This is a genomic window from Bradyrhizobium sp. WSM471 (assembly GCF_000244915.1).
GTDB lineage: Bacteria > Pseudomonadota > Alphaproteobacteria > Rhizobiales > Xanthobacteraceae > Bradyrhizobium.
In genome coordinates this window covers 6,557,465-6,584,097 of sequence record NZ_CM001442.1, presented here as the reverse complement: position 1 = coordinate 6,584,097, position 26,633 = coordinate 6,557,465, and the positions used below count along the sequence as shown (strand labels likewise).

The following is a 26,633-nucleotide window of genomic DNA, read 5'->3' as shown; positions in this document are numbered from 1 at the left end:
CGTCTAGTTGGTGTTGGCCGGGATATCGGCAGGGGCCTTCACCTGCGTCATCAGATCGTCGTTCCACTTGCCTTCGACCTTGAAGTGCGCGGTGGCGCCGAGGTCGGCGGCCTCGATCAGATTATGCGTGACATAGGCGTAGATGCCGGGCTGCATGAACTTGTACAGCGCAGCTCCCGCCGAGCCGCCGCGGATGAACCAGGTCTCGAGCCCGGTCTCCGGCGCGTTGGAGAACTTGCCGGTCTCCCAGACATAGTCGCCATGGCCGCCGATCAGATGCGGACGGCTGTCGCGATTGGCCTGCGAATGCACGATCAGCACGTTCTCGCCGACATTGGCGGTCAGCGCATTCTTGCCGGTGAGCGCGCCGACCCTGCCGTTGAACACGACATGGGAGGGGATCAGCTTCTTCATCACCTCTTCGGTGTCGGTGAAGGCTTCGCCCGGCGATTCATATGACTTGAAATTGCCCTTGTCGTCACGCGGCACGTACATGTCCTGCTCGCCGACATAGTAGATCTTGTCGTATTTCAGTGCGTGGCCCTTGCCGTCGTTGAGGCCGTCGCGCGGCAGCACCATCACGGCGCCATTCATGCCGGAGACGACGTGCCAGGGGATCATCGGGCCGCCCGGTGCGCAATGGTAGACGAACACGCCGGTCTTGGTCGCCTTCCAGCGCAGGACGACCTGCTCGCCGGGATTGACCAGCGTTAGCGCACCGCCGCCGAGCGCACCGGTCGCGGAATGGAAGTCGATGTTGTGCGGCATGGAATTGGTTGCAGGATTGACCAGCGTCGTTTCGACGTAGTCGCCCTCGTGCACGACCATCATCGGACCCGGCATCGAGCCGTTGAAGGTCATCGCCTGGAACGTGGTGCCCTTCTCGTCGATGACGACCTTCTTCTCCTCGATCGTGAGTCGGAACTCCACGATCTTGGGGCCCTGCCTGGTCGCTTGCTCGTGCGCGTGCACGAAGGGCGGAGCGACCAGCTCGACCTTCTGGCGCGGCAGTTTGAGATCGTCGGCAGCCAAGGCGGGTGTCGCCAGCATCAGGGCGGTTGCGGCGGCGCTGATCAATGCGGCTCGGCGGGTGAACATCGGAAGCATCCTTCATCTGAAATGGTTTTGATGACGGAATGCAGTGTGCGCCGATCGCAGCAAGCGTGTTTGTGCTGCGACAAGCTTTTGCCCTATTCGCCTCCGGTAAAATCCTCAGGAGTTTGTCGAAGATCGCGTCGGCGATACCAAAGACGCGATGCGCGCGACGTCAGCCGCGTCGGCCGCAAATCGTTTGCATGTTCAGTTGCGCTTATTGTGAATGGATTGTTGTCGACTAGAGCAACTGGATCGCAATCCAGACCGTGCCCCAAACCGCGAGCGACAGCGCGGCGAGGACGGCGACCGTGATGACCATTACGCGTACGAAGTGGCCGGCGCCAACGGTGGGCGTGGAGGGGAGGGGACGAAAATCGTCAAAGCGCGGGATATGGCCGCGAACGCCGGTGAGCCACAGAACGAGATCGAGCGCGAACGACGCCATAACCTGTCTCCAGAGGGCAATATTCGAATGTCACCATGGCTCCGATCCCGTGCTCGGACTTTGAGCGAGCGCAAGGTTTCGCACCCGAAAGCGGGTAATTTAGTGCCATCCGGGATGCGCCGCCCCGCTGCGCAGCATTGATTGACGAATGGGTACGATATGAGGGCCGATCTTGCGGTGAATTACGGCGAGGAACGACTGCCGCGCTACACGAGCTACCCGACCGCACCGCATTTCTCGTCGGCGATTGGCGCGGGTGCCTACGCCCTCTGGCTGGCGGAGCTCCCGGCGGCGGCCAGCGCGTCGCTTTATCTGCACGTGCCGTTCTGCCGCGAGATGTGCTGGTATTGCGGCTGCCATACCCAGATCGTTCGTCGAGACGGTCTCATCGCGGCCTATCTGCGCACGCTGCGCAGCGAGATCGCGCAGGTGTCCGAAATGATCGGCCGGCGCATCAAGGTCGAGCACATCCATTTCGGCGGCGGCACGCCGACGATCATGGCGCCGGAGGCTTTTGCCGAGTTGATGGCGGCGATGCGCCAATCGTTCTTCGTGCTGCCGTCGGCCGAGATTGCGGTCGAGATCGATCCTCGCACGCTGACTGCCGACATGGTCGAGGCCATGCGGCTCTCCGGGGTCAATCGCGCGAGCCTGGGCGTGCAGAGCTTCGACCCTGTCGTGCAGCGCGCGATCAACCGTGTGCAGAGTTTTGAGCAGACGGCTTCCGTGGTCGACATGCTCCAGCACGCCGGCATCAACGGGATCAACTTCGATTTGATCTACGGACTGCCACACCAGACCGTTGCCTCGTGCCTGGATACGGTGCGACGTTCGCTCGAGCTTGGGCCCGACCGCTTCTCGGTGTTCGGCTACGCGCATGTGCCTGCTTTCAAGAAGCACCAGCGCATGATCAACGAGGCCGTGCTGCCCGACGGCCTTGGGCGCCACGACCAGGCCTGCGCGATCGCCAATGCGTTGAAGGAGGCCGGCTACTTGCAGATCGGGCTCGATCATTTCGCGCGACCCGGCGATTCCATGGCCGTGGCCTTCGAGCAACGCACGCTGCGGCGCAATTTTCAGGGCTACACCACCGATAAGGGCGAAGTTCTGCTCGGCTTCGGCGCGAGCGCGATCGGACATTTGCCGCAGGGCTATGTCCAGAACGAGGTGCAGATCGACGCCTATGCGCAGAGCATCGCCGCGGGCCATTTGGCCACCGCGAAAGGCTATGGGCTCACCGACGACGATCGGCTGCGCGCCGACATCATCGAACGCATCATGTGCGAGTTCAGCGCCGATCTCGGCGACATCTGCGCGCGTCATGGCGCCGAGGCCGGGGCGGTGCTGAAATCGGCGTCGCGTCTGAAGCCGCTGATTTCCGATGGTGTCGTGAGACTGGACGGCGACCGCCTCGCAGTCGCAAAGGACTCGCGCTTTCTCGTTCGCAGCGTCGCCGCCGCATTCGACGCGCATCTGGATCCGGCGAAGCAGTTGCACAGCCGGGCGGTGTAGTCTCTCTCTCCGTCATTCCGGGGCGCGCCCTTGGCGCGAGCCCGGAATCCATTTCACCTCTTGGCCTGCTGCCCGATGGATTCCGGGCTCGCGCTTCGCGCGCCCCGGAATGACAAGGCAGCTTGCGCTCCAACAAAGAAACCACAGCCCGCTCCGCTATCGTGGTTTCCGAACGGAGTTGTTGTCCATGCCTTTTGGATCCGACGATCTGGTCGATGACATCATGCGCACGGCGCCGCACACGATCCGGGTGTTTCTCGCCTTCAGGATGGCTTGCGTGGGCTGTCCGATCGCAACCTTTCACACGGTCGATGACGCCTGCCGCGAGCATGGCATCGATCGCGACCAATTCCTCGCCGCGCTGTGCGAGCACGTGCCGGCGTGAAGCGGTCTGGAATTCGTGCGGGCCGCGCGCGGATTCCCGGGTGAGGGGCGCTTTCGCCGTAAGTGGAAGCGACCCTCAACCCTGGCCTATGCCGCGCCGCTTTCCGGGCTCCGCTCCGCCAGCACGACGATCCCATGCGGATCGCGCAGGATGATGCGCTGACGGCCGCTTTCGACCAGCCCCTGCTGTTCCCAGCCGCTCAGGATGCGGCTCACGGTGTGCAGCGTGGTGCCGGTCATCTGCGCGATGTCCTGGCGGCTGATCGGGAAGTCGATCTCGATGCCGCGGTCGAGCTTCTTGCCGGATTGTTTGGCGAGGCGCAGCAGCGCATGCGCGACGCGCTGCTCGACCTGCTGGGTCGACATTTCCAGGATCCGGGTGTGGCTCTCCTGGAGCCGCGTGCCGACAGTCTGGAGCGTGTTGGCGGCGAGCGAGGGAAATCGCTCGACCAGCCGCGGCCAGGCCGAGGTCGGCCAGATCAGGGCGACGCTGTCGTCGACCGCGATCGCCGTGGCCGGATAGCGCGCGGCTCCGATCGCCATCGCGAGACCGAACGTTTCGCCTGGCGCGACATATCGCACCACGATCTGCTCGCCGGTCGGTGTGGTCTTGGCCGCGCGAACATGGCCGTGCAGCAGCAGGAAGAACGATTGCGCGTCCGCGCCCTGCTCGAAAATGGCGCTGTTCTTGGGATAGCGCGCCGAGCGGGCCTCGCGCAGGATCTCCTCGAGGTCCTCCGGCTTGACACCGCCAAACAGCGGCAAATGCGCAACCAGCGATGTGTCGACCTTGGCCATTCTGCCTCCTTGGCGCTGGAAGTGTGATGACACCTGCAATCGTCAGGGTGTTTGCGATAGCGCAAAAACGAGCAGGCCGGACGGCAGTATTTTTCCAGGCGACGATTTGAATCGACTGGAGTTGACCCATGGCTGGCGCCCGATCCCGCAACTTTGAGGGCTGGCCGTTGTTTGCGAACAGCTTTCGGCCCTTTTTCCTGCTCGCCGCGATCCAGGCAGGGCTTTCGATCCTGGCCTGGCTGCCGATGTTCTACGGCGAATTGTCGGTGAGCTCCGCTTTCGCGCCGCGCGACTGGCACGTCCATGAGATGCTCTACGGCTTCCTGCCGGCGGTGATCACGGGCTTCCTGTTCACGGCGATCCCGAACTGGACCGGGCGGCTGCCGATCCAGGGGACGTCCTTGGGCGCGCTGCTGGCGGTCTGGCTCGCCGGCCGGGTCGCGGTGACGCTGTCCGCCGATATCGGCTGGGCGTTCGCGCTTGCCGTCGATGCCGCCTTCCTGACGCTGGTCGTCGCCGCTGCAACGCGCGAGATCATCGCCGGAGGCAACTGGCGCAACCTGCCGGTCGTGGTGCTGGTACTCGTGCTGCTCGCCGGCAATGTAGCCTTCCATCTCGAAGCGCATGATGCGGGTGCGGCCGATGTCGGCATCCGCGTCGGCATCGGCGTGGTCGTTGTGATGATCTCGCTGATCGGCGGCCGCATCATCCCGAGCTTCACCCGCAACTGGCTAGTCAAGTTCAACCCCGGCCGCCTCCCGGTGCCGTTCGGGCGTTTTGACGGGGTGGTGATCGGGTGCAGCGCGCTGGCGCTCGTCTCATGGATCATCGCGCCGTTGAGCACCTTCACCGGCGTGGTGATGGCGGTCGTCGGCGGGCTCCATCTGGTGCGGCTTGCGCGCTGGGCCGGTGACCGCACATTCCGCGAGCGGCTGCTCCTGATCCTCCATGTCGGCTATGTCTTCGTGCCGCTCGGCTTCCTCCTGCATGCTCTTGCCGTCTTCGGCGCGTTGCCGCCGAGCGCGGGCATCCACGCTTGGATGGCGGGCGCGGCCGGAACCATGACGCTCGCGGTGATGAGCCGTGCGAGTCTCGGCCATACCGGACAGGCGCTGACGGCTTCGCCGGCGACACAAGCCATTTACGGTGCGATCATCGTGGCGGCGCTGGCGCGGATCGCGGCGGTGGTTTGGCCTGCGCAAAGCGACGCGTTGCTGCACATTGCCGCCTGCGGCTGGATCGTTGCGTTCCTCGGCTTTGCCCTTGCGTTCGGGCCGCTGCTCGCCGGCAGCCGTCGCCGCGCCCTCGCCATCATGGGCGTGCCTGTCCCGGCACGCTGAATTCAAGCCGTGGTCGCCACGGTCGGTGATTCCAATGGCCTGACGCCTTTGCGCCATGCGGTGATGGTGCAGCCGAAATGGCCGCGGAACCAGCGGGCCATGGCGCTCTGTGCCGAGAAGCCGAGCTGCACGGCGATGTCGGCCAGTGGCCGGCCGGGGTCGTCGATCAGCTGGACCACGAGATCGGCGCGCTGCGCGTCGAGAATGGCCGAGAAGCTGGTGCCGGCTTCGGCGAGGTGGCGGTGGATGGTGCGGCGGGTGCAGGCAAGGTGCTCGGCCACGCGCTCGACCGTGCAGTCGCCGCCGGCGAGCAGGAGACGCACGACCTCGTCGACCTTCTCCTCCCAGCTTGCCGGCCGCGTCTCGATCGCCTCGATCCGCTTGCGTAGATAGCTCGCGATCAGCGGATGTGCGCTCGGGATCCGGCGCTCCATGTCGTGTGCCGACAACAGGATCGAATCGTCCTCCGCGTTGAAGGTCACACGGCAGCCGTAGAACTCGCGGTAGCGCTTGCGGTCGTGCGGCGGAGGATAATGCAGGTGCACTTCCTGCGGCCGCCAATCGCTGCCGAACAGCGACTGGATGATGCGATGGACGCTGCCGAGCGCCATGTCGATCGACTGGCGTGGCGCGGTCGGCTGTCGGCCGCGCAGGTGCAGCGTGACGGTCACGGTCTGCTTGTCGCGGGTGACGTCCAGCTTCATGCCGTCGTGGTGGATCGGGATGAAGCGCGAGAAGGCCTCGATGGCTTCACCAACGGTCGCCTGTTCGCGCACGATCAGGCCGACCGCGCCGAAATTGGTCAGCCCGCCGCGCTCGGCAAGCCGCAAGCCGAAATCTTCGGCTCCGGACGCCTCCGCCGACAATTCGAGCAGACGTCGCAGGCCGGTGACAGCAATGGGCGTATCGGGCTTGTCGAGGCAGGCCAGCGGCAGCCTCACCTTGCGCATCATCTGTCTGGGGTCGAGCCCGACCGACCGGGCGACCTCCGGGTAATAGCTCAAGCCCGCGCTGCGAATGAGGTCGGTCATGCGAACCGGTCCTGCCAGCCATTCCCGCAGATGTCCCGAAATGTAAAGTTTATGTCCCGATCCGTCAAATCCGGGAACCGGGTGGAACATACATAAGTGAAACCGAAGCACGGGCGTGAATGCCGTGCATATGACGGCGCGGCGCGACGAGGCCCCGCTGCCGTCTCGGACCATTTGACCAAAGACATTGCTGGATCGGAATTATGCCGGGGAACATGCTTTCCAAGGGTGAGGTATTCGTCATCGACACCGATGCCGCCTCCCGCGAACAATTGTCCACCGCGCTCCAACAGAGCGCATACAACGTGATCTGCTTCGCCGACGGTGCGTCTCTGCTCTCGGAAGCCAGGGCCCGGATGCCGGCCTGCGTGCTGCTGGAGATGCCGCCCGATCGCTCCGGTCTCGATGTGCTCAAGCGCCTGCGTGAGGAAAACTGCATGGCGCCGGTGCTGGTGACCGCAACAAACGGCAGTATCGCCATGGCGGTGGACGCCATCAGGAGCGGCGCGGCCGACTTCATCGAGAAGCCGTTCCGCACCCGCGACCTCGTCGACCGGATCGATGCCGCGATCGACGAGTTCGCACAGCCCGGCTCCAACCGGCAGCGCTGGCTGCCCGGCTGCGAACCTCTGACTGTGCGCGAAGGCGACGTGCTCGAGCATCTGGCCGCCGGCCTGACCAACAAGGAGATCGCCCGGCGCATGCATCTGAGCGCACGCACGGTCGAAGGCTATCGCGCCGGCATTCTGAAGAAGGCGGGCGCCAGGAACGTGACAGACCTGCTTCGCCGCATCTTCGGGCAGGGTTCGTCCCCTCAGGATTAAGGGCTCCGTCGCGGGACGCCGACACGTTCCGGGCCTTGCTGCCGCCGCGGCGGCGCCCCACGGAAACCCCAATCGAACCAGTTCCTTCCCTGCCGCGTCCAACCAAGTTGGCGAGGCATTGGATCGCGCGTCCGGCTGGCGGCGGCGATGACTTGGAGGAGGGACTTGATGCGCATCACCGCAAAATGTTTGGCAACGACGAGCCTGGTTCTGGTGACCACGGCATTCGCGTCGCCGTCATGGGCCGCCGAATTGGACGCCACATCGGCCATCGATACCGTCACCGTTTACCCCGATGGCGCGACCGTGACCCGCGTCATCGCGGTGGACCTGCCGTCTGGTGACTCGACGCTCATTGCCAAGGACTTCCCGCTTGGTCTCGACACCTCGTCGATCCGGGTGGAGGGCGAGGGGGGAACGAAGCTCACCATCGGCACGATCGATGCGCGCACGCCACGTGCGGCGCCGGTCAATTTGCCGGAGCTGGACAAGCGCATCGAGGCGCTGAACGACCAGCGCGCCGACCTGCAAGGCGCGATCGACTCGGCCAATGCGCGGCGCAAATTCGCGGAGCATTTTGCGGAAGCGTCGCCCGCGGGCATCGGCGACAAGGGCGAGGCGCGGCCGATTGCCGAATGGCGCACGGCCTTTGCCACCGTCGGCGAGGAAATTGCGAGCGCCGATACCGCCGTTCGCGACGCCACGCGCAAGATGCGCGAGATCGATCGGCAGATCGGCCAGCTCGAAGTCGAGCGCAAGGCCAAGCCGCCGAGCAAGCTCGAAGTCCGCATGGACATCGCCGCCCCGGCAGCAACCAAGGCGACGTTGAGGGTCACCTATAATGTGCGCAATGCGCGCTGGCTGCCGCTCTACGACGCCCGCCTCGACACCGGTGCCAAGGACCGCAAACCGCAGCTCGAGCTTGTCCGCCGCGCCGAAGTCACGCAATCGACCGGCGAGGACTGGTCCAACGTCACGCTCGGCGTCTCCACGGTCCGCATCGGCCGCGGCGGCAGCGCGCCGGAGCTGAATTCGCTGGTCGCACAATATCCGCAGGTGCCGAGGCCGCGAGCGCTGGGTTCGCTTTCGGATTCGGCAATGCCTGCGGCGGCGCCAATGCAGCAGCGAAAGATCGAAACGTCCGCGGCCAAGGCGGCCGAGGATATCCGCGAGCGCGCCGAAGAACAGCAGGCGGTCGCCGAAATCGGCGATTTCCAGGCCACCTACAAGATTCCTGGCCGCGTCAACCTCGGCGCAGCCGAGGGCGCCAAGAGCCTGCGCATCGCCTCGATGACCGTGCCCGCCGATCTCATGGTGCGCGCGGCACCGGTGATGGATCCCACCGCCTTCCTCGAGGCAAGCTTCAAGCAGACCGACGACGCGAGCCTGTTGCCAGGCAAGGTCGCAATCTATCGCGATGGAACCTTCGTCGGCCGCGGCAAGCTCTCGGCTTCGGCCAAGGACGATATCGTGCGGCTCGGCTTCGGCGCCGACGACAAGGTCAGGATCGAGCGCGCGGTGCTCAAGCGCAACGAAGGGTCGGCCGGTCTCCTGGTCACGACGTCGAAGACCGACGAGCGTTCGTTCAAGACCACAATCCGCAACGGTCACGACTTCCCGATCAAGGTCGCGATCGAGGATCAGTTGCCTGTCAGCGAGAGCGAGGACATCCTCGTCGAGATGTTGCCTGCGACCACGCCGCCGACTGCGAGCAACATCCGCGACAAGCGCGGCGTGCTGGAATGGTCGTTCGATGCCAAGCCCGGCGAGGTCAAGGACATCAATTTCGCCTGGCGCATTCGCTGGCCGAAGGACAAGAGCATGGTGATCGTGCCGGCGGGTTAGGGAGTTCTTTACCTCGCCCCGCTTGCGGGGAGAGGTCGGCGCGAAGCGCCGGGTGAGGGGGACTCTCCGCGAGTCGCACGCTCACCATCTTCATGGATCGAGCCCCTCACCCCAACCCTCTCCTCGTAAGAACGGGGAGAGGGGGAGGAGAGAGCAGGGCTCACTTCGCCTTCAGAAAATCCGCGACATCGAGCAGCATGAACTCGTTGTCGTCGGCCTTGTTGGGATCGCGGCTGGACGAGAACGGCAGATTGTTGTCGTTGCCGACGATGATGTGGGTTTCGTCTACACGATCGACGTTCTCGATGGTGAAGAACGGGAAGGTGTAGACGCCGTCATTGAGCGGCTTCTTCGCCTTCTTGTCGGGATCCCTGATCTTCATCAGATCGATATAGCCGATCTTGCGCACGGGCTTGCCGACATTGGCCTCCGTGAGCTCGATCTTGTAGACGCGCTTGAACTTGGCCACGTCAGGGAAGCAGTTCTCGCCGCGGGTGCCTTGCGGGCAGGCCTTGTCGGCCGTGCCTTCGCCGTTGTCGCGCTCGATGATCAGGCCGGCGCTCGGATCGATCATGTTGAAGTCGCCGATGGCATTGCCGTTCTGCTCGAACACATATTGCCAGTAGCGGCCGGTGAATTTCTCCGCGGCGACGTCGAATTCCAGGATACGCGAGGCTTCCTTGCCGTCGACCTTCTCCCAGTCCTTCTTCTCGGCGTTCCACAGCGGCCCCTCGAGCAGACCGTAGAGGAACTTGCCGTCTTTCGAGGAGGCGAAGCCCTCATAACCCTTGGAGCGGCGGAGGTTGACGTTGCTGTAGGTCGCGCCCGGTGCTCCCGGCGTCGCCACCGCCCAGTGATCCGGCGAGCGCACCGGCTTGCCGTCGGCGACCGTCTCGAACAGGCCGAGAATCTTGCCGGTCTTGTCGGCCTTCAGGATATAGGGGCCGAATTCGTCTCCGATCCAGAAAGTGTCGCCGATGATCTGAAAACCTTCGGTGTCGAAGTCGGAGCCGGTGAGATAGCGCCTCTCGGTGTCCTCGTGCACGATGCGGAACGGCACGCGTCTGTCGGGATCGTGCAGGAACACGGTTTCCAGCCGCTCGATCTTGCCGCCGACCCAATCCATCTTGTAGCGGTTGAGGTACAGCATCGAATCCGGCGAATTGGCGCGCGCACCCATGCCGTTGTCGGTGATGACCCAGAAGGTGCCGTCGCCCATCGACTTGATGCCGGAATGGCCCTGCAACGGCTGGCCCTTGAACGGCAACGATACGCCGGTCGCCCGCTCATAGGACTTGCCCATCACCGTGCCGAGCGCGTCGACGCGCTTCCCGGTGGTGTATTTGCCGGATGTCTTGAGATCGGCGGGGGCATCAGCCGGCGCGTCGATGAAGGTGGCAGCCGGCATCACCAAATGGCCGGCGAGCTTGGCGGGGAATTCGCCTTCGCTCTGTGCGAGCGCGGAGCTCGCGGCAAGAATGATCGTTGCGACGGTGCCAAGAAAAGTCGCGCGCATGTGCGTCTCCTGTTAACGGAGGACATCTTATGCGGACCGCGCATTGCAGTTTTGTGAAGCCGGGCCAAACGCCGCGGTCGATGGCTATTTTTTTAGGGGTGTTGGAATCTCGAAGCTGACGGTCTTGCTGTCGATCACGTGGTGCGTGGGATCGGCCAACTCCAACAGAACCTTGTGGGGGCCCGGCTTCAGTCCGACCACGATCACGGTCTCGCCACTGGCATCGACAAAATGCCATGGCGCATCGTCGACCGTGATATGGACGTGGCCGATGCGCGGCGATACGTCGAGCGCGCCCTTGCCGAACACCGGCACGACGCGGAGATTCTCCGTGCTGTACTGGATGAAGACGAGACCCTGCGCCAATTGTTCGGCGAGCGGCGGATCGACGATCAACCGCGCGGGCGCCTCGTTTTCGATTGCGACCAGCGGCGATGGGCCGCGCGCGTCTCTGGCGGTTTGGGCGATGGCGGCTGTTGCGAACAGAGTTGAGGCCGCCAGAACGGCCATGCAGTCGAGAGCGGCATACATGTCCGTTTCCTTCCGGGACAATCAGGCGATCTTGCGGGAGAGGAAGTTGCGGATCAACGGGACCATTTCGTCGAACTTGTCCTCAAGCGCAAAATGGCCGGTGTTGATGAGGTGAAATTCCACCTGGGGCAGGTCGCGTTTGTAGGGATGGGCGCCATCGGCGGGGAAGATAAAATCGTTCTTGCCCCAGACGATCAGTGTCGGCGGCTTGTGCTTGCGGAAGTAGGCCTGCACCGCGGGATACAGCGGCAAATTGGTCCGATAGTCGTAGAACAGGTCCATCTGGATGTCGCTGTTGCCGGGACGGTCGAGCAGCGCCTGATCCTGCACCCAGTTGTCGGGTGAAATCCGGCTGACGTCGGACATGCCGTCGGTGTACTGGAATTTCGTCGTTTCCAGCGTGACCAGCTTCATCAATGCCTGCCGGCTGGTCTCGGATCCGTCGGCCCAGTATTGCTTGATCGGATTCCAGAACTCCTTCAACCCTTCATCATAGGCGTTGCCGTTCTGCACGATCAAGCCGCTGATGCGCTCTGGATTCTTGAGCGCCAGCCGCCAGCCCACGGGAGCTCCGTAATCCATGACATACATCGCATAGCGGGTGACGCCGAGCTGGTCGAGCAGGCCGCCGACAAGCTCGCCGAAACGGTCGAAAGTGTACTTGAATGTCGCGCGCGGTGGCATCTCGCTCTGGCCGTATCCGGGATAGTCGGGAGCGATCACGTGGTACCTGTCGGCCAGTGCCGGGATCAGGTTGCGGAACATGTGCGAGGAGGTCGGGAAGCCGTGCAGCAACAGCACGACCGGCGCGTCCTTCCGCCCGGCTTCGCGGTAGAATATCTTGATGCCATCGACGGTCGCGGTTCGATGATAGGTGACCGGATAGGCACCTGCGGTGTGTTCGTCGCCCTCCGGCTTCGCGGATGCTGCCGTCGAAGCAACTGCGACAGCCGCTCCGGACAACCCAAGAACGAGACGGCGACGATCGAGGAGCGGTGGCTTGCCTGCGGTCTCTGCGGTTTTCATGTCAATGTCCTTTTCAAAACGATGAGTTCGCCGACGGCGCGAGGGGTTTTTCAAACGCCTTGGTAGACCAGTCGGGTGAAGAAGCCGGGATCGATCACGAATTGCCCCCATATCGCGTCGAAGGCCGCTGTCGGCTTCGCCGCAACGGTTTCATCCCGCGTTCGTCCCTGCTTCTTGAGGCGAGCGACGTTGTCGCGGATCCCGGCGAGCATGTCGCGAAAGGCTTGGAATTCGGCTTTGCTGCCGACCGGTCTGCCATGGCCGGCGATGACGATCGTGTCCTTGTCCATCGCCGCGAGATTAGCGTCGCATGCAGCGATCATCCCGTCGATGCTGCCGCCGGTGGAGTAGTCGATGAACGGATAGATGCCGTTCCAGAACATGTCGGCGACATGGACGATGTTGGCGTCTGCGAAGGTGACGGAGATGTCGCTGTCGGTGTGCGCGGGCCCGTAATACTTCAGGCCGATCGAGGTTCCGTTGAGCTTAAGCTCGCGGCTGTCGGCAAAGACTTCGCTGGGGATTCCGCCCGCGCCGAGCGGAAGGAAATTGTAGTCCCAGTCCTCGACCCGCTGCACTTCGGCAAGGTGTTTGCGGGTGTTTTCCTGCGCTATGATTTTGGCGCCGGCTGCATGCAGCCATTCGTTGCCATCGGCATGATCGAAATGCCAATGGGTGTTGACGAGATGGGTGATGGGATCGGCGCCCAGATCGGCCAGCGCTTTGGTGAGTTGCGGACGTGAGACGCGGATGCCCGCATCGATCAGTACCTTGCCGTCGGGCCCGGTCAGCACGGCAATGTTGCCGCCGGAGCCTTCCAGCACGGTGATGTTGTTTCGGAGCTTATGCGCGACAATCGGCGATACAGCAGCGCTGTCCTTGATCAGGCTGACGATGCCTCGCGCCTCCGCGTACGCTTGCCTGGGGCTAAGCCATCCCGAAGCGGCGGCCGTCGCGGCGCCAACGCAACACAGGCAGAAACCGCGTCGAGATAATGATGGGAGCCGTGTCGAACGCATGCAATTCTCGCTTCTCGAGCGACTATCGACGGCGCCAATGATCGACCCCGCTGTCAGGATGCAGCGTGGGGCCAATGCAGCATGCGGTCTATCACGATAGCACGATCGACTGCGCTCGCGCGCAGCCGCGAGTTACTCCTTGACCGCGCCTGTCAGCGAGGACACGTAATAATCCACGAACAGCGAGTAGAAGATCGCAACCGGCAGCGAGCCGAGCAGCGATCCCGCCATCAGCGCCCCCCACTGGTAGACGTCGCCGGTGACGAGCTCGGTCAGGATCGCGACCGGCACCGTCTTGTTGGCGCCGCTCTGGATGAAGGCGAGCGCGTAGATGAACTCGTTCCAGGACAGCGTGAAGGAGAAGATGCCGGCCGAGATCAGGCCGGGCACCGCCAGCGGCAGCGTGATCCGGCGCAGGATCTGGAGCCGTGTGGCGCCGTCCACCAGCGCACATTCCTCGAGCTCGTAGGGGATCGACTTGAAATAGCCGATCAGGAGCCAGGTGCAGAATGGCACCAGGAAGGTCGGATAGACCAGGATCAGGGCAAGCGGGCTGTCGAACAGGCCGAACTGCACGACCACGGTTGCCAGCGGAATGAACAGGATCGACGGCGGCACGAGATAGGCGAGATAGATGCCGAGGCCGACATAGGGGCTGCCGCGGAAGCGCAGGCGTTCGATCGCATAGGCGGCCAGCGTGCTCGCGATCAGCGACAGCGTGGTCGCGCCGATCGCGACCAGCATCGTCGTCCACAGCCAGCGCGGATAGGCGGTGTCGAACAACAGGTGCTTGATGTGGGCCAGCGTCGGCGAGGAGATCCAGAACGGGTTGTGCTCCCGGTAGTTCATCAGCTCTGCGTTCGGCTTGAACGACGTGATTGCCATCCAGTAGAACGGAAACAGCAGGATCAGCACGAAGCAGCCGAGCGGCAGGTAGATCATCATCAGCCGCCGCAGCCCGGAATCCCAGGCCATGGTGTCCGGCGGTGTGGTGGCGACGGCGGCCGGCTGGGCGGCGGTATCAGTCATTGCTCTCTCCCTGCTGCCATTTGCGGCGGGCCAAGCCGAAATAAGAGAACAGCGTCGCGAACACCAGGAACGGGATCATCGACACCGCGATCGCCGCGCCCTCGCCGAGCTCGCCGCCGGCAATGCCGCGCTGGAAGGCCAGCGTGGCCAGCAAATGCGTCGAGTTGCCGGGGCCGCCGCGGGTGATGGCATAGACCAGCTGGAAGTCGGTGAAGGTGAAGATGATCGAGAAGGTCATGACGATGGCGAGGATCGGCATCATCATCGGAAAGGTGATGTAGCGGAACCGCTGCCAGGCGCTGGCGCCATCGAGCATCGCGGCTTCATAGAGCGAGGGCGAAATGGTCTGCAGGCCCGCCAGCAGCGAGATCGCGACGAAAGGAATGCCGCGCCAGATGTTGGCGGCGATCAGCGAGAAGCGCGCCGGCCAGGGCGAGCCGAGAAAGTCGATATTGGTCGTGCGCCAGTGCAGCACGTCGACCAGAAGGTAGGAGATGATCGAGAACTGCGGATCGTAGATCCACCAGAACGCCAGCGCCGAGAGCACCGTGGGCACGATCCAGGGCATCAGGATGATCGCACGCAACAGGCTCTTGAACGGAAAATGGTTGTTGAGCAGCAGCGCGAGCCAGAAGCCCAGCGCGAACTTCCCGAAGGTCGCGATCCCCGTGTAGACCACGCTGTAGAACACCGCGTTCCACCACAGGGAATCGGTGAGCAGATACTGGAAATTCTCGAAGCCGACGAAGACGCCTTTTCTGCCGATCGTGGTGTCGGTGAAGGCGAGCCAGATGCCGAGGCCGAGTGGATAGGTCAGGAACACCGCGAGCAGCCCGATCGCGGGTGCGAGGCACATCACGATCAGGAACGGCTTGTAGTCGAACAGGCGTACCAGCCAGGAGGGCTGCCGTCGTGCGAGGGCGAGAGTGGGAAGTGTGGTCACGGACATCGGGTCGTTGTCCTGTCTCTGGAAGTCACCACGCCCGTCATTGCGAGGAGCGAAGCGACGAGGCAATCCAGGCTGTAAGCGCGGAGACAGGCTGGATTGCTTCGCTTCGCTCGCAATGACGAACTTCTGTCCAGCGCTACTTCTGCCGCCGGAAGTACCGCTTGCAGCGCTGCTCGGCTTCCGCGGCCGCGGCTTCCGGTGTGGCAGCGCCGGTCGCAACCGACGCGAACATCTGAATCAGCACGTAGTCGGCGGTGACCGCTCCGCTCGCGGTCGAGATCGGTCCCTTATAACCGCTGTAGTAAGTGCTATTCATGGTGTTCTTGAAGATCGATACCTTGGGGTCCTGCGTCCATACCGCGGCATCGGCATAAGCCGCGAGCGGCTGCGACCAGTAGCCGGAATTGGCGTTGAGCCATGGCTCGTACTGGTCCTTTTCCAGCATGTATTGCAGGAAGGCCTTTGCGGCGTTGGGATACTGGCTGTGTTTGAACACCATGGCATTGAGCGTGAGTCCATCCATCGGAGAGACCTTGGCGAGGCCCTTGGGCAGTAGCTGATGCTCACTATCATCCGCGATCGCCTTGGTCGCCGGATCGTTCTTCAGTGAGAAGTACAGCGAGACGCCGTTCGCGGTCAGTCCGATCTCCTGCGCGGAATAGGCGCGATTGTTCGACACGTCATTCCATGACGTCGTGCCGGCGATGAAGGTCGGGTAGAGCTGCTTGACCCAGTTCAGCGCTGCGATGGTCTCCTTGCTGTTGATTGTGACGTTGCCGTCTTCGTCGAGCAGCGCCGCGTTGTGCGACCACAAAGACCAGTTCGCGAAACCAGTGCCGTCACCTCTGGCATTGCCGAGCGCGAAGCCTGCCGGCTTGCCGGCCTTCTGGAGCTTCTGGCAGAGGTCGAGGATTCCGGCATGGTCTTCCGGCACCTTGTCGAAGCCGACCGATTGCAGGATCGACTTGCGGTAGATCAGCGGACCCGCGGTGGCGCCGAACGGCAGTCCGATCCAGGCGTCGCTCTTGTTCTTCTTGCCGTAGCGCTGCGCCAGCGGCAGCCAGCCGCCGTAACGCTTGCCGAGATAATCGGCGACGTCGGTCAGCTCGATCAGCTTGTCGATATAGATGTGCGGCGCATCGGAGAAGCCGATGATGATGTCGGGACCGGCGCCGGAATTCGAGGTCACCGCGGTCTGCTGGTTGATGTCCTCCCAGCCGACGAAATCGACCTTGACCTCGACGCCGGTTTCCTTGGTGAATTTTGCCGCATTGGCGCGGAACACGTCCTCGTCGGCCTGGACGAAACGTACCGGTCGCAGCATGCGCAGGGATGCGCCTTTCTCGATCGGCAGTTTCGGTGCGGGGACGTCCGCGGCCTTGATCGCGGATTGCGCATTTGCCGGAGCACCGGTGGCCGCGATTGCCGCAGCGGACAGGCCCAGCGCCAAGGCATCACGACGTGTGATGTCGTTCCTCATCGGTTCCTCCCTATGTGTTTCCCTTCCCGGCGTTGATCGCCGGTGAAGGGTCGTTTTCAGTCTTTTGCCGGTTGCCGGCGCGCCTTCGCGGCCGTCCCGCCTAGCTGTTCGGGCCGCGGTCCATGCTGACAGGCTGCCAGCGGCGGAGCGCGGTGTCTTGCAGCACCGACGGATTGACGCAGCTTACCGGCCACATGCCCTGAAGCACCAGTGACAATTCGTAGCCCACCCGGCGCTTGCGCGCCTCGTCGAACCGTGCCGAGGCGGAGGCGACATGGGCGGTCAGGGTGACGTTGTCCATGCCGAGCAGCGGATTGTTGTGCGAGGGCGGCTCCTTCTCCAGCACGTCGAGGGCGGCATGGGCGATCCAGCCCTCCTGAAGCGCCTTGATCAGGCTTTCCTCGTCCACGGTGGCGCCGCGGCCGGTGTTGATGAAGACCGAGCCCTTCTTCATCTGCCGGAAGTGCTTCTCGGTGAGCATGTGATGCACCTCGGGCCGGGCGGGGGCGTGCATCGAGACGAAGTCGGATTGCGACAGCACCTCGTTCAGCGTCGCCGGAATCACGCCGTGGTCGGACATCAGCGTTTCCTGGATGAAGGGATCGTAGGCCATCATCCGCAGCCCGAACGGCGCCGCGCGTTTCGCAACTGCACGCGCGACGCGGCCGAACGAGATGAAGCCGAGCGTCTGGCCCATCAGCCGCGGAATCTTCGACAACGCCGGCCTGCCCTCGGCCCAGCGGCCGCTGCGCACCATCCGGTCCTGCTCGACCAGGCGGCGGAAGCCTGCGAGCAGCAGCATCATGGCATGGTCGGCGACCTCCTCGATGAAGGTGTCGGGGATGTTGGTGACGGGAATGCCGCGCGCGGTTGCAGCCTTGATGTCGACGCTGTCGACGCCGACCGAGCCCAGCGTGATGACCTTGCAGCTCTCCAGCGCGTCGATGATGGTCTTGGTGATCGGGATACCCTTGGCGTAGATGGCGTCCGCTGTCTTCGCGGCGGCGATGAACCCGGCCTCGTCGGCCGGGGCCTCGACGATCTCGGCGTCGATCGGATCGAGCGCCTCACGCTCATAGGAATAATCGCTGCTCGCGACCGTGAAGCTCGCGCCCTTCGGCGTCACGATCCTGTATTTCGGCATGTCCTGCTCCCGATTTGGTTTCTTGTTGCGACCCGCCTTCGCGCGGGCCTTTGCGTCTTTTACGCGAAATCGGGGCGGTTGCGTACAATCGGCGGTTGCCGTGGCGGCGATTTGTGCGACGGCCCCGACGTTTCCTCCGGGCTTTTACGGGGCGCTCCGTAACAGGTTGCTAAGGGCTCGCCACTAAAAGTTGATTCAATTGCGATCGATTCCCTCGCGTGTCCTTATCCCTTTGTTGCCGGAGCATCCCGTGAAATTGAGCAATCTGAAGATCGCCCCCAAGCTCGGCATTCTCGTCGGCGTCACCTTGTTCGGCCTGTGCATCTCCGGATTTCTGGCCGGCTATCTGATGAAGCAGGAGATGGTGAACGCGCGTATCGAGCAGGCCAAGGCCATCGTCGACATGGGCCGCAACTATGCGGTGGCGCTGAAGAAGCGGGTGGATGCGGGCGAGATGACGAAGGACGCCGCGATGGCTGATCTTCGCCGCTACGGCAACGCGATGACCTATGACAAAGGGGCCGGTTATCTATTCGGGACGTCCTATGACGGTATCACGCAGCTGGCGCCCGATCCAAAGCAGATCGGCACCAACCGCATGGAAGTTCTGACCAATGGCCGCAAACTGTCCTTGGAGCTGATGAACGGCGCGAAGGCTAACGGTTCGATCCTTTTGACCTATGAATACGCGAAACCGGGCCACGAAGGCTTGATCCGGAAGATGGGCTACGCGGTGGCCGTCCCCGAACTCGAGATGTATCTCGGCACCGGCGCCTATCTCGACGACATCGACGCAAAGATGGGCCCGGTCTACTGGCTGCTCGGTCTCGCCATGTTCGGTATCGTCATCGTCGCCGGAAGCGTCGCCTGGCTGCTCGGCCGCAGCATCAGCCGTCCCTTGGCGCTGCTCGGCGCCCGCATGAAGGATCTCGCCGAGGGCAAGCTCGAGGGCGACATTCCCGGCGTCGGCCGTGGCGACGAGGTCGGCGCAATGGCCTCGACCGTCCAGATCTTCAAGGACAACGCACTGCGCATTCGCGAAATCGAGAAGAGCGAAGCCGATGCCAAGGATCGTGTCGCGGCGGAACGTCGCAGCGCGATGGAGGGCATCGCCAGCGACTTCGAACGCAGCGTCAACGGCATCGTCCGCTCGGTCTCCTCGGCCGCGACGGGTATGCAAGCCACGGCGCAATCGATGACCGCGACCGCCAGCGACGCCTCTTCGCGTGCGGCGACGGTCGGCGCCGCCTCGCAGAGAGCGTCGGGCAATGTCGGCACGGTTGCCGCCGCCGCCGAAGAGCTGTCGAGCTCGGTTGCGGAGATCTCGCGCCAGGTCACCCGCTCGACCGAAGTGGCGAGCCGCGCCGTCAACGACGCCGAGCGCACCAATGCCACGGTGCAGGAGCTCTCCACCGGCGCCGAGAAGATCGGCGAGGTGGTCAAGCTGATCCACTCGATTGCGGCGCAGACCAATCTGCTCGCCCTCAACGCCACCATCGAGGCGGCGCGTGCCGGTGAATCCGGCCGCGGCTTCGCCGTCGTCGCTTCCGAAGTCAAGGCCCTCGCCAACCAGACCGCCAAGGCGACCGAGGAAATCTCCGCCCAGGTCGCGGCGATGCAGACCTCGACCAGCGATGCGGTCGCCGCCATCGGCGGCATCACCCAGACCATCGCCGAGATGAGCCAGATCACCGCGGGCATTTCCGCCTCGATCGAGCAGCAGGGCGAGGCGACCCGCGAGATCGCCCGCAACATCCAGTCGGTCGCCGCCGGCTCGAGCGAGATCAACGCCAATATCGGCAGCGTCACGTCGGCCGCGGAAGCGACCGGCACGGCGGCAGCCGACGTGCTCACCAACGCCCGCGAGCTCGACAGCCAGTCCGGCGCGCTGCGCAGCGCAGTCGACGGCTTCCTCGCCAAGATGCGCGCGGCGTAGGTTCTTGCACTGAATTCGTAGGGTGGGCAAAGACGCGAAGCGTCGTGCCCACCCTTTTTCTTTTTGAGTTCGCGGTAACTTCTCGGTGGGCACGTTTCGCTTTGCCCACCCTACGAGACCGTTCTACTGCTTCTCGATCCCCGCCTCCCGGATCAGCTTCTCCCACAACACCAGCTGTTCGTTCACGAACGTACCGAGCTGCTCCGGCGTGCCCGAAAACGCGTCCATGCCGAGGGTGGCGAGCTTGGCCTTGATCTCCGGCTGCTCGATGATCTTCCGGATCTCGCCATTGAGTCGCGTCACGATCTCCTTGGGCATGCCGGCGGGTCCGAAATAGCCCTGCCACGACGAGATGTCGAAGTCCCGCACGCCGGCCTCCTGCATCGAGGGCAGGTTCGGCACCAGCGCCGAGCGGTCCTTTGTCGTGACGGCGAGCGCGCGCAGCGCGTTGCCCTGGACATGCGGCAGGCCGGTCAGGATGTCCACGAACATCATCGAGACGCGTCCGCCCATGACGTCGTTGAGCGCCGGCGGCGAGCTCTTGTAGGGCACGTGCAGGAGGTCGAGCCCGGCATTGTGCGCGAAGGTCGCACCCGACACGATCGCCGAGGACGAGCCCGAGGCGTAGCTCAGCTTGCCCGGATTGGCCTTGCCGTAGGCGATGAGTTCGCCGACCGTCTTGGCCGGCACCTCCGGGTGGATCACCAGCATGAAGGGCAGGTCGCCGGTGCGCGCGATCGGGGTGAAGTCCTTGACGGGATCGTAGGTCAGGCTTTTGAGCAGATAGGGATTGGCCGAATGCGTGGTGTTGGTGGTCACCAGCAGCGTGTAGCCGTCGGGCGCGGCGCGCGCGACATAGGTGGCGGCGATCATGCCGTTGGCGCCCGCCTTGTTCTCGATCACGATGCCGACGCCGAGGGCCTGCGACAAATGCTGCGAGATCAGCCGCGTCGTGGTGTCGGTGCCGCTGCCGGCCGCGAACGGCAGCACCAGCGTGATGTTGCGGCTCGGATAGTTGTCGGCCTGCGCAGCGGACGCGGCGGCGAGACAAAGGACGGCCGTGCCGATGGCACGCAGGTTTCGGATCAACGCTGAAAGCATGTCGGTTCGTTCCCTCTTTTTTCGTTGGCGGGGAACCTAGCGTCTCCTCGTCGAAATCGGAAGACGCGAGTTTGTCGCCTCGTCTCGCGCTGCGGAATTACTTCACCGCAGACCCCTGGCGCGAGGCGATCACGACGCCGGCGAGCACCAGCAGGTATCCGATCAGGTGGAATGGCTGAATCTTTTCGCCGAGCAGCAGGATCGCCATCGCCGAGCCGAACACCGGCACCAGATGGAAGAACGGTGCGGCGCGGTTCGGGCCGATCAGCGCCACGCCCCGGTTGAAGAACAGATAGGCCAGCGTCGAGGGAAAGATCAGGATGTAGCCCAGCGTCGCCAGCGTCACCCCGTCGAGTTGCAGGACGCGGCCGCTCCAGGCCTCCCAGATCGCGGTCGGCAGCAGCATCGTCGCGCCGCAGCAGGTGGTGAAGGAGAGAAAGGAGAGTTGGTGGATCTTCGGTCGCCGCGGGATGAAGGCGGAGTAGATCCCGAACGCCACCAGCGAGGAGGCGAACATGATGTCGCCCCTGTTGAAGCTGATGCTCGCGAGCGCGGCGAGATCGCCGCGCAGGATGATGATCAGCACGCCGAGAAGCGAGATCCCGATGCCGGCGAGCTGCGCACCGGTCAGCCGCACTCCGAACAGCACCAGCGACCACAGCGCCACGAACAGCGGCCCGGCCGACTGGATCAGCAGCGCGTTCAGCGCTTCCGTGTACTGCATCGCCCAGTACGAGATCGCGTTGTTGAAGGCGAAGCCCACCAGCGACAGGAACAGCATCAGCGGCAGGCTCTTGCGCAGATTCGGCCAGTCGCGCTTCAGATGCGGCCAGGCGAACGGCAGGAGGATCAGGAACACGCCGAACCATCGGATCGTGGTCACCGTCAGCGGCGGCACATGCGCGCCGACGTGGCGCGCGAGCACGATGTTGCCGGCCCAGAACAGCGAGCTCAGGCTGAGCAGCAGATAAGGCTGGTTGTTGAGCCAACTGGCCGGATTGGAGGCCGGTGGCGCGGGCGAAGCGATCGTCATTGGCGTTGGATACGAGCTTGCGCCGGATTTACGTCGTGACACAAGTCACGCGGCCGCAATGCTACAATGCAGGCATGACCAGAGGAGGCGGCATTGACGGTTAATATGTTGAACATCGACGGCTTGGAGCGGCTCGATTCGAGCGCACCCGTGGTGATGCTGAACCTGATGCGCTTCCACGCGCGCTCCGGCGACGGCGACGGTTCCGGCTGGGACGCCTATTTGCGCTACAGTGCGGTCACAGTGCCGATGATCAAGGCGCGCGGCGGCACGCTGCTCTGGACCGGCGACGCCAAGGCGGTCGCGCTCGGCCCGCAGCAGGGCAACAACTGGGATTTCGTGGCGCTGGTCCATTATCCCACAGTTGCGGCTTTCGTCGACATGATGACGTCGGAGGCCTACGAGCGTGACGCCGATCCGCACCGGCGCAACGCCTGCGCCGAGCATGTGATCGTTGCGACGGAGCAAGCCTACAGCAAATTCAGCGCCGGCTGATCCTGCCGGACTCACGAACCAAGCGTGCGTGTTTGGATATTCTGTGCAACCTTTGGGCGCGACTTCGACCCAGTTGCGCGCCAAATGTGAACTATTCGGTTGCCTGAGGGTGCCAAAGATGATGCCTTTGGCCGGTGGGCGCGGATGACCGGCATTGCAGGCTAGGCATCGCGCGTTGCGGTGCTGCTTCCTGCTGGTCGACTATTGCTTCGTTGGGGATCAGATGCTCTGTGAGAGTTGTGGCGGTGACAATCCGGCGACCAATCGCTTCTGTCACGGCTGCGGTTCGGCTTTGCCGATGGCCTGCTCCGCCTGCAATCATCTCAACCCGCCCGGCTCAGGTTTTTGTGGGGCCTGCGGCGCGGCCCTGAATGCTGCGAGCCGCCCAATCCCGGCAGCGGCGGGGCATTCTACGAGGCCGCTTCGGGGCGAGCTGAAGCAGGTGACGGTGCTGTTTGCCGATCTCGTTAGCTCGACCGAGATCGTCGCCGGCCTAACCGCTGAAGATGCCATGCAGCGTCTCAAGCCCGCGCTCGATTCCATGTGCGACGGCGTGGAGCGGTTCGAGGGCACGGTGGTCCGAACTCTCGGCGACGGCATCCTCGCCTTCTTCGGCGCACCGCGCGCGCAGGAGGGCCACGCCCTGCTGGCGTGCGAGGCGGCGCTGGCGATCCGCGACACGTTTCGTGCGCGAGACGATGCCATGTCGGTACGCATCGGCCTGCATTCCGGCGAGATCGTCGCGGATGCTCCGCTCGTCGACACGGTCACCGAGCACGGCGCTTACGGGCTCACCATTCATCTGGCGAGCCGGCTGCCGGCCAAGGCGGAACCGGGTGAGATTTGCCTGACCGACGAGACCTACCGTCTGGTGCGCTCGTTCTGCGACGTCGGCCCGCTCGGCCGTCACCGCCTGCGCGGCGTGCCGGAGCCGATCGAGCTGTATCTTCTCAAGAACCTCAAGCCGGCGGTGGCTAGCCAGCAATTCCGCGGTGTCGCCTTGGCGACGTTCCGCGGGCGCGAGCGGGAGATGGCTCTGCTGCAGCGGACTTTGGCGGCGGTGGAGACCGGCAGCTCGCGCGTCACCGGCATCGTCGGCCCGCCCGGGACCGGCAAGAGCCGGCTGTGCTACGAGTTCGCTGAGTATTGCCGCGCGCGCCACATCCCGGTGTTCGAGGCCCGCGCGCAGCCCTATGGCACGGCAACGCCGCTGCAGCCGGTGCTGGAGTTCTTGCGTTCGACCTATTTCAACGTCTCACCGGACGACGAGCCTGATCTGGCGGTTAAGCAGATCGCCACGCGCCTCGCCGAGCTGGGCTCTACATTCGAGGCGGACCTCTGGCTGGTCTGCGATTTCCTCGGCATCAGGCACGGCCAGGGCCCACCCTCCTGGCTTGGTCCGCGCGCACGCAACGTTCGCTTGCTGGACATCGTCCGGCACATGATTCGCCAGCGCGGCGCGTCGGCGTCGGTGATCATCATCGAGGACCTGCATTGGCTCGATCAGGCGAGCGAGGAATTCGTCGCAACGCTCGTTGACGCGGTGATCTCCACCAAGACGGTCCTGATCGTGAATTTCCGGCCGGCCTATTTCGCGCCTTGGATGCGCGAGCCGCTGTACCAGCAGATCGAGCTCGCCGAGCTCTCGCCGACGGATACGGACGATCTCGTCAACGAGCTGCTCGGGCCGGGGGACGAGCTGTCCGAGGTACGGCGGCGCGTCGCCGAGCGCAGCGGCGGCAACCCGTTCTTCGCTGAGGAGCTGATCCGTTCCCTGGTCGAGCATCTGGCCATCGTTGGCGAGCAGGGCGGTTATCGGCGCGGCATTTCCGGTGTCTCCGACGTGCTGCCGCCGACCGTGCAGGCTGTGATCGGAGCGCGGATTGATCGGCTGGCGCCCGGCGATCGCGACCTCCTGCACACGGCCGCGATCATCGGCAAGGAGTTTCAGCTCGCGGTGCTGCAGAGCGTTGCCAGCGTGTCCGCTGTCGAGCTCGAGGCGACGCTGGCCCGGCTCTGTTCCGGCGAGATGCTCCAGGCGCGCAGCGGCGAGGACGGCCAAGGCTACAGCTTTCGCCATCCCCTGATTCAGGAAATCGCCTACTCGACCCAGCTCCGCGCGCGGCGCAGCCTTCTGCACGCGCGGGTGGCGCGTGCGATCGAGCAATTTTATCCTGAGCGGCTCGAGGAGCTTTCAGCGCTCCTGTCGCACCATTTCGAGCAGGCCGGCGAGATCGACGCCGCCGCCGAATACGCCGCGCGCGCCGCGCGCTGGATCGGCTCGACCAGTCCGGCAGAAGCGATTCGGCATTGGCACAAGGTGCGCGCGCTGAAGGGGGGACAGAAGCGTACTCTCGCGGGCGATGTGCTCAGGATCGCGGCCAGCAGCCAGATCGCTTGGCTAGGCTGGCGCGAGGGCATGACGTCGGAGGACGCAAAACCCTTCATTCAGGAAGCGTTGGAATGGGCGCAGGAGATCGACGATTCCATGATCCCGCTCCTGCTGTTCGTCGAAGGACGGATCGCGGGTGCGAGCGGCGGGCAAGCCGATGCCTACGTCAACACCGTCAGGGAAGCCTTGGCGCTGACCGAATCGCGACAGCTTACCAGTCGCGCCGCGACGCTCAATGCCTCGCTCAGCCAAGCCTACGGCTGGGCCGGCCTTTTGCGCGAAGCCCTGGCGGCGAGTGATGCGGCGCTCGCCGGCGTTCCTGGCATCACCGACTTCGAGCACCAGTTCCTTGGCTACAATGTCGAGCACTGGATCTTCGGCCTCCGCGGCCGAATCCTGGTTCGTCTCGCCCGTTTTGACGAGGCGCGGCGGTGCTTCGATCGAATTCTCGCCATCGATCCGACGCTGATCGATCCGACGGTGCAGTTCATCGCCCATCTTGGGTATGTCGATCTGGCCTGGTGCCTTGACGATTCCGCGATGGCCTCCACCCATGCCTGGCGCGTGATCGAACTGGCGACGCGCCAGGCCAGTCCCTATTTGCGCGCCTATTCGCTCGCCTGCATCGGCACGGCGCAGGGCATCGCGCAGAACTATCAGGCCGCAATCCTGTCGTTGACGGAGGGCGTCGAGTTCGTGCGCGCGGCGCGCGTTGCCATGGAAATCGAACCAGAGATGCTTGCGAGCATCGCCGACTATCAGCTTCGTTCCGGCGCCCACGCCGCGGCCATCGACAAGGCACGGGAAGCGATCGCGGTGGCGCAGGAACGGCACGCCCGGCTGCCGGAATGCCGCGCCACCATCGCGCTCGCCGCCGCGCTGGCGGCGAGCAACAACCCGGATCACCTCGGCGAGGTGGCCCTCCTCGTCGATCGGGCCGAGGCCCTGATCGAGCTGACGGGGGCGGGCATTTACCGGCGGCTGCTGGAGGAGACTCGACGACGGCTGTCGGTCGGCGCGTGAAGGCTAGGGTTTCCGCACGATGAGCGTGAACTCCATCAATCCATAGCCGTCGTGCACCTCTGCAATGGCATTGAACCGGCTGGCGCAGTAGCGCGCCCAGGATACGGTGTCGGTGGTGTAGAGGCCTCGGCGGGCAGGCGCGCTTTCCGGCCGCTTCATGAAATTGACTGCGAAGCCGCGCCTGGTGGTGCGATGAAGATCATCGAGGCTCGCCGCGATGAACTGCTCCCAGTCGTGCTGCGGCTGATCCTGCGCAACGTTGAAGATACCGCTGGCGACCGCGTAGTCGGCCGTCCGGGGGCTGCTATGGCCTATGGCGAACGCGGCGTCGCCGCGGTTCCGCCAAAGCCGCAGCGCCCGCCGAACCATCGGCTCCGAGACGTCGATACCGAGATAGTCCACCGCGCAGCCGTTATGCCGGCGGCCGAGATAGGCGATCAGCGCGCCATAGCCGCAACCGAGATCGTTCAGCGAGAAGGGCGATGCGAAGTCGCACAATCTTAGGAGCTGGACGAAGCGCATCTCCTGCGTGGCCTGGCAGGTCCAGTCGACGCCGTTCGGCGTCGCGCCGAAGCGTGCGACCTTCGCCGAATAATAGGCGGCGATGCCGTTGTAGATCCGGCTCAGGTCTCCGGCGCCCGGAGAGGCAAGCTCGCTCGTGACAACGGCGGCGCGCATTAGCCCG

The 26,633-nt window shown here is 64.2% G+C and carries 23 protein-coding genes; 8 read left to right on the top strand and 15 right to left on the bottom strand.

Features of this window, described 5'->3' with window-relative positions:
- Nucleotides 1-3: 3 nt before the first annotated feature.
- A complete protein-coding gene (gene nirK / locus BRA471DRAFT_RS30010; RefSeq protein ID WP_007614188.1) occupies nt 4-1,098 on the bottom strand; it encodes a copper-containing nitrite reductase in 1,095 nt (364 codons plus the stop codon).
- A gap of 235 nt (nt 1,099-1,333) precedes the next feature.
- The gene (locus BRA471DRAFT_RS30005; RefSeq protein ID WP_007614187.1) at nt 1,334-1,540 is read right to left on the bottom strand and encodes a hypothetical protein; all 207 of its coding nucleotides are present in this window, start codon (nt 1,538-1,540) and stop codon (nt 1,334-1,336) included.
- A 159-nt stretch (nt 1,541-1,699) separates the two neighbouring features.
- On the opposite strand from BRA471DRAFT_RS30005, the gene hemN reads away from it, so the two are divergent.
- Both hemN and BRA471DRAFT_RS29995 read left to right on the top strand, forming a co-directional pair.
- Nucleotides 1,700-3,052 carry an oxygen-independent coproporphyrinogen III oxidase gene (hemN, locus tag BRA471DRAFT_RS30000; protein WP_007614186.1) on the top strand — a complete coding sequence of 451 codons (1,353 nt, stop codon included), beginning with the start codon at nt 1,700-1,702 and terminating at the stop codon, nt 3,050-3,052.
- 187 nt (nt 3,053-3,239) lie between these two features.
- The gene (locus BRA471DRAFT_RS29995) at nt 3,240-3,437 is read left to right on the top strand and encodes a DUF1858 domain-containing protein (RefSeq protein ID WP_007614185.1); all 198 of its coding nucleotides are present in this window, start codon (nt 3,240-3,242) and stop codon (nt 3,435-3,437) included.
- 86 nt (nt 3,438-3,523) lie between these two features.
- Here the strand turns inward: BRA471DRAFT_RS29995 and BRA471DRAFT_RS29990 are convergent, their stop codons facing one another.
- Nucleotides 3,524-4,234 carry a Crp/Fnr family transcriptional regulator gene (locus tag BRA471DRAFT_RS29990; RefSeq protein ID WP_007614182.1) on the bottom strand — a complete coding sequence of 237 codons (711 nt, stop codon included), beginning with the start codon at nt 4,232-4,234 and terminating at the stop codon, nt 3,524-3,526.
- Nucleotides 4,235-4,362: 128 nt separating this feature from the next.
- Between BRA471DRAFT_RS29990 and BRA471DRAFT_RS29985 the strand changes: the two genes are divergently transcribed.
- Nucleotides 4,363-5,574 carry an NnrS family protein gene (locus BRA471DRAFT_RS29985; protein WP_007614180.1) on the top strand — a complete coding sequence of 404 codons (1,212 nt, stop codon included), beginning with the start codon at nt 4,363-4,365 and terminating at the stop codon, nt 5,572-5,574.
- A gap of 2 nt (nt 5,575-5,576) precedes the next feature.
- Here BRA471DRAFT_RS29985 and BRA471DRAFT_RS29980 read toward each other — a convergent pair whose 3' ends face one another.
- On the bottom strand, nt 5,577-6,605 hold the full coding sequence (locus tag BRA471DRAFT_RS29980) for an AraC family transcriptional regulator (RefSeq protein WP_007614179.1): 1,029 nt from the start codon (nt 6,603-6,605) through the stop codon (nt 5,577-5,579).
- 203 nt (nt 6,606-6,808) lie between these two features.
- Between BRA471DRAFT_RS29980 and BRA471DRAFT_RS29975 the strand changes: the two genes are divergently transcribed.
- Nucleotides 6,809-7,429 (top strand): response regulator transcription factor, encoded by a 621-nt coding sequence (locus BRA471DRAFT_RS29975; RefSeq protein ID WP_007614177.1) that lies wholly within the window; start codon nt 6,809-6,811, stop codon nt 7,427-7,429.
- A 168-nt stretch (nt 7,430-7,597) separates the two neighbouring features.
- A complete protein-coding gene (locus tag BRA471DRAFT_RS29970) occupies nt 7,598-9,274 on the top strand; it encodes a mucoidy inhibitor MuiA family protein (RefSeq protein WP_007614175.1) in 1,677 nt (558 codons plus the stop codon).
- A gap of 160 nt (nt 9,275-9,434) precedes the next feature.
- Here BRA471DRAFT_RS29970 and BRA471DRAFT_RS29965 read toward each other — a convergent pair whose 3' ends face one another.
- The 8 genes from BRA471DRAFT_RS29965 to BRA471DRAFT_RS29930 form a co-directional block, all read right to left on the bottom strand.
- A complete protein-coding gene (locus BRA471DRAFT_RS29965; protein WP_007614173.1) occupies nt 9,435-10,790 on the bottom strand; it encodes an esterase-like activity of phytase family protein in 1,356 nt (451 codons plus the stop codon).
- An 84-nt stretch (nt 10,791-10,874) separates the two neighbouring features.
- Nucleotides 10,875-11,321, bottom strand: a complete 447-nt coding sequence (locus BRA471DRAFT_RS29960) for a DUF6130 family protein (RefSeq protein WP_007614172.1) — start codon at nt 11,319-11,321, stop codon at nt 10,875-10,877.
- Nucleotides 11,322-11,342: 21 nt separating this feature from the next.
- A complete protein-coding gene (locus BRA471DRAFT_RS29955) occupies nt 11,343-12,347 on the bottom strand; it encodes an alpha/beta fold hydrolase (protein ID WP_007614170.1) in 1,005 nt (334 codons plus the stop codon).
- 50 nt (nt 12,348-12,397) lie between these two features.
- Entirely contained in the window at nt 12,398-13,366 is a 969-nt protein-coding gene (locus BRA471DRAFT_RS29950; protein ID WP_007614168.1) for an MBL fold metallo-hydrolase, read from the bottom strand.
- A gap of 132 nt (nt 13,367-13,498) precedes the next feature.
- Nucleotides 13,499-14,395, bottom strand: coding sequence for a carbohydrate ABC transporter permease (locus BRA471DRAFT_RS29945; RefSeq protein ID WP_007614166.1), 897 nt, complete (start codon nt 14,393-14,395; stop codon nt 13,499-13,501).
- Nucleotides 14,388-15,344, bottom strand: a complete 957-nt coding sequence (locus BRA471DRAFT_RS29940; RefSeq protein WP_007614164.1) for a carbohydrate ABC transporter permease — start codon at nt 15,342-15,344, stop codon at nt 14,388-14,390. Before BRA471DRAFT_RS29940 ends, BRA471DRAFT_RS29945 begins: the two co-directional genes overlap by 8 nt.
- A 136-nt stretch (nt 15,345-15,480) precedes the next feature.
- Nucleotides 15,481-16,824, bottom strand: coding sequence for an ABC transporter substrate-binding protein (locus BRA471DRAFT_RS29935; RefSeq protein WP_007614162.1), 1,344 nt, complete (start codon nt 16,822-16,824; stop codon nt 15,481-15,483).
- A 100-nt stretch (nt 16,825-16,924) separates the two neighbouring features.
- Nucleotides 16,925-17,968 carry a C-terminal binding protein gene (locus BRA471DRAFT_RS29930; RefSeq protein WP_007614159.1) on the bottom strand — a complete coding sequence of 348 codons (1,044 nt, stop codon included), beginning with the start codon at nt 17,966-17,968 and terminating at the stop codon, nt 16,925-16,927.
- 250 nt (nt 17,969-18,218) lie between these two features.
- On the opposite strand from BRA471DRAFT_RS29930, the gene BRA471DRAFT_RS29925 reads away from it, so the two are divergent.
- A complete protein-coding gene (locus BRA471DRAFT_RS29925) occupies nt 18,219-19,904 on the top strand; it encodes a methyl-accepting chemotaxis protein (protein ID WP_007614157.1) in 1,686 nt (561 codons plus the stop codon).
- 123 nt (nt 19,905-20,027) lie between these two features.
- Here BRA471DRAFT_RS29925 and BRA471DRAFT_RS29920 read toward each other — a convergent pair whose 3' ends face one another.
- Together BRA471DRAFT_RS29920 and BRA471DRAFT_RS29915 are read right to left on the bottom strand one after the other, a co-directional pair.
- Nucleotides 20,028-21,005 carry a tripartite tricarboxylate transporter substrate binding protein gene (locus tag BRA471DRAFT_RS29920; protein ID WP_007614156.1) on the bottom strand — a complete coding sequence of 326 codons (978 nt, stop codon included), beginning with the start codon at nt 21,003-21,005 and terminating at the stop codon, nt 20,028-20,030.
- Nucleotides 21,006-21,102: 97 nt separating this feature from the next.
- On the bottom strand, nt 21,103-22,038 hold the full coding sequence (locus tag BRA471DRAFT_RS29915) for a DMT family transporter (RefSeq protein WP_007614154.1): 936 nt from the start codon (nt 22,036-22,038) through the stop codon (nt 21,103-21,105).
- A gap of 93 nt (nt 22,039-22,131) precedes the next feature.
- On the opposite strand from BRA471DRAFT_RS29915, the gene BRA471DRAFT_RS29910 reads away from it, so the two are divergent.
- Nucleotides 22,132-22,533, top strand: a complete 402-nt coding sequence (locus BRA471DRAFT_RS29910) for a DUF1330 domain-containing protein (RefSeq protein WP_007614151.1) — start codon at nt 22,132-22,134, stop codon at nt 22,531-22,533.
- 223 nt (nt 22,534-22,756) lie between these two features.
- On the top strand, nt 22,757-25,948 hold the full coding sequence (locus tag BRA471DRAFT_RS29905) for an adenylate/guanylate cyclase domain-containing protein (protein WP_007614150.1): 3,192 nt from the start codon (nt 22,757-22,759) through the stop codon (nt 25,946-25,948).
- Nucleotides 25,949-25,951: 3 nt separating this feature from the next.
- Here BRA471DRAFT_RS29905 and BRA471DRAFT_RS29900 read toward each other — a convergent pair whose 3' ends face one another.
- The gene (locus BRA471DRAFT_RS29900; protein WP_007614149.1) at nt 25,952-26,626 is read right to left on the bottom strand and encodes a class I SAM-dependent methyltransferase; all 675 of its coding nucleotides are present in this window, start codon (nt 26,624-26,626) and stop codon (nt 25,952-25,954) included.
- Nucleotides 26,627-26,633: the final 7 nt, after the last annotated feature.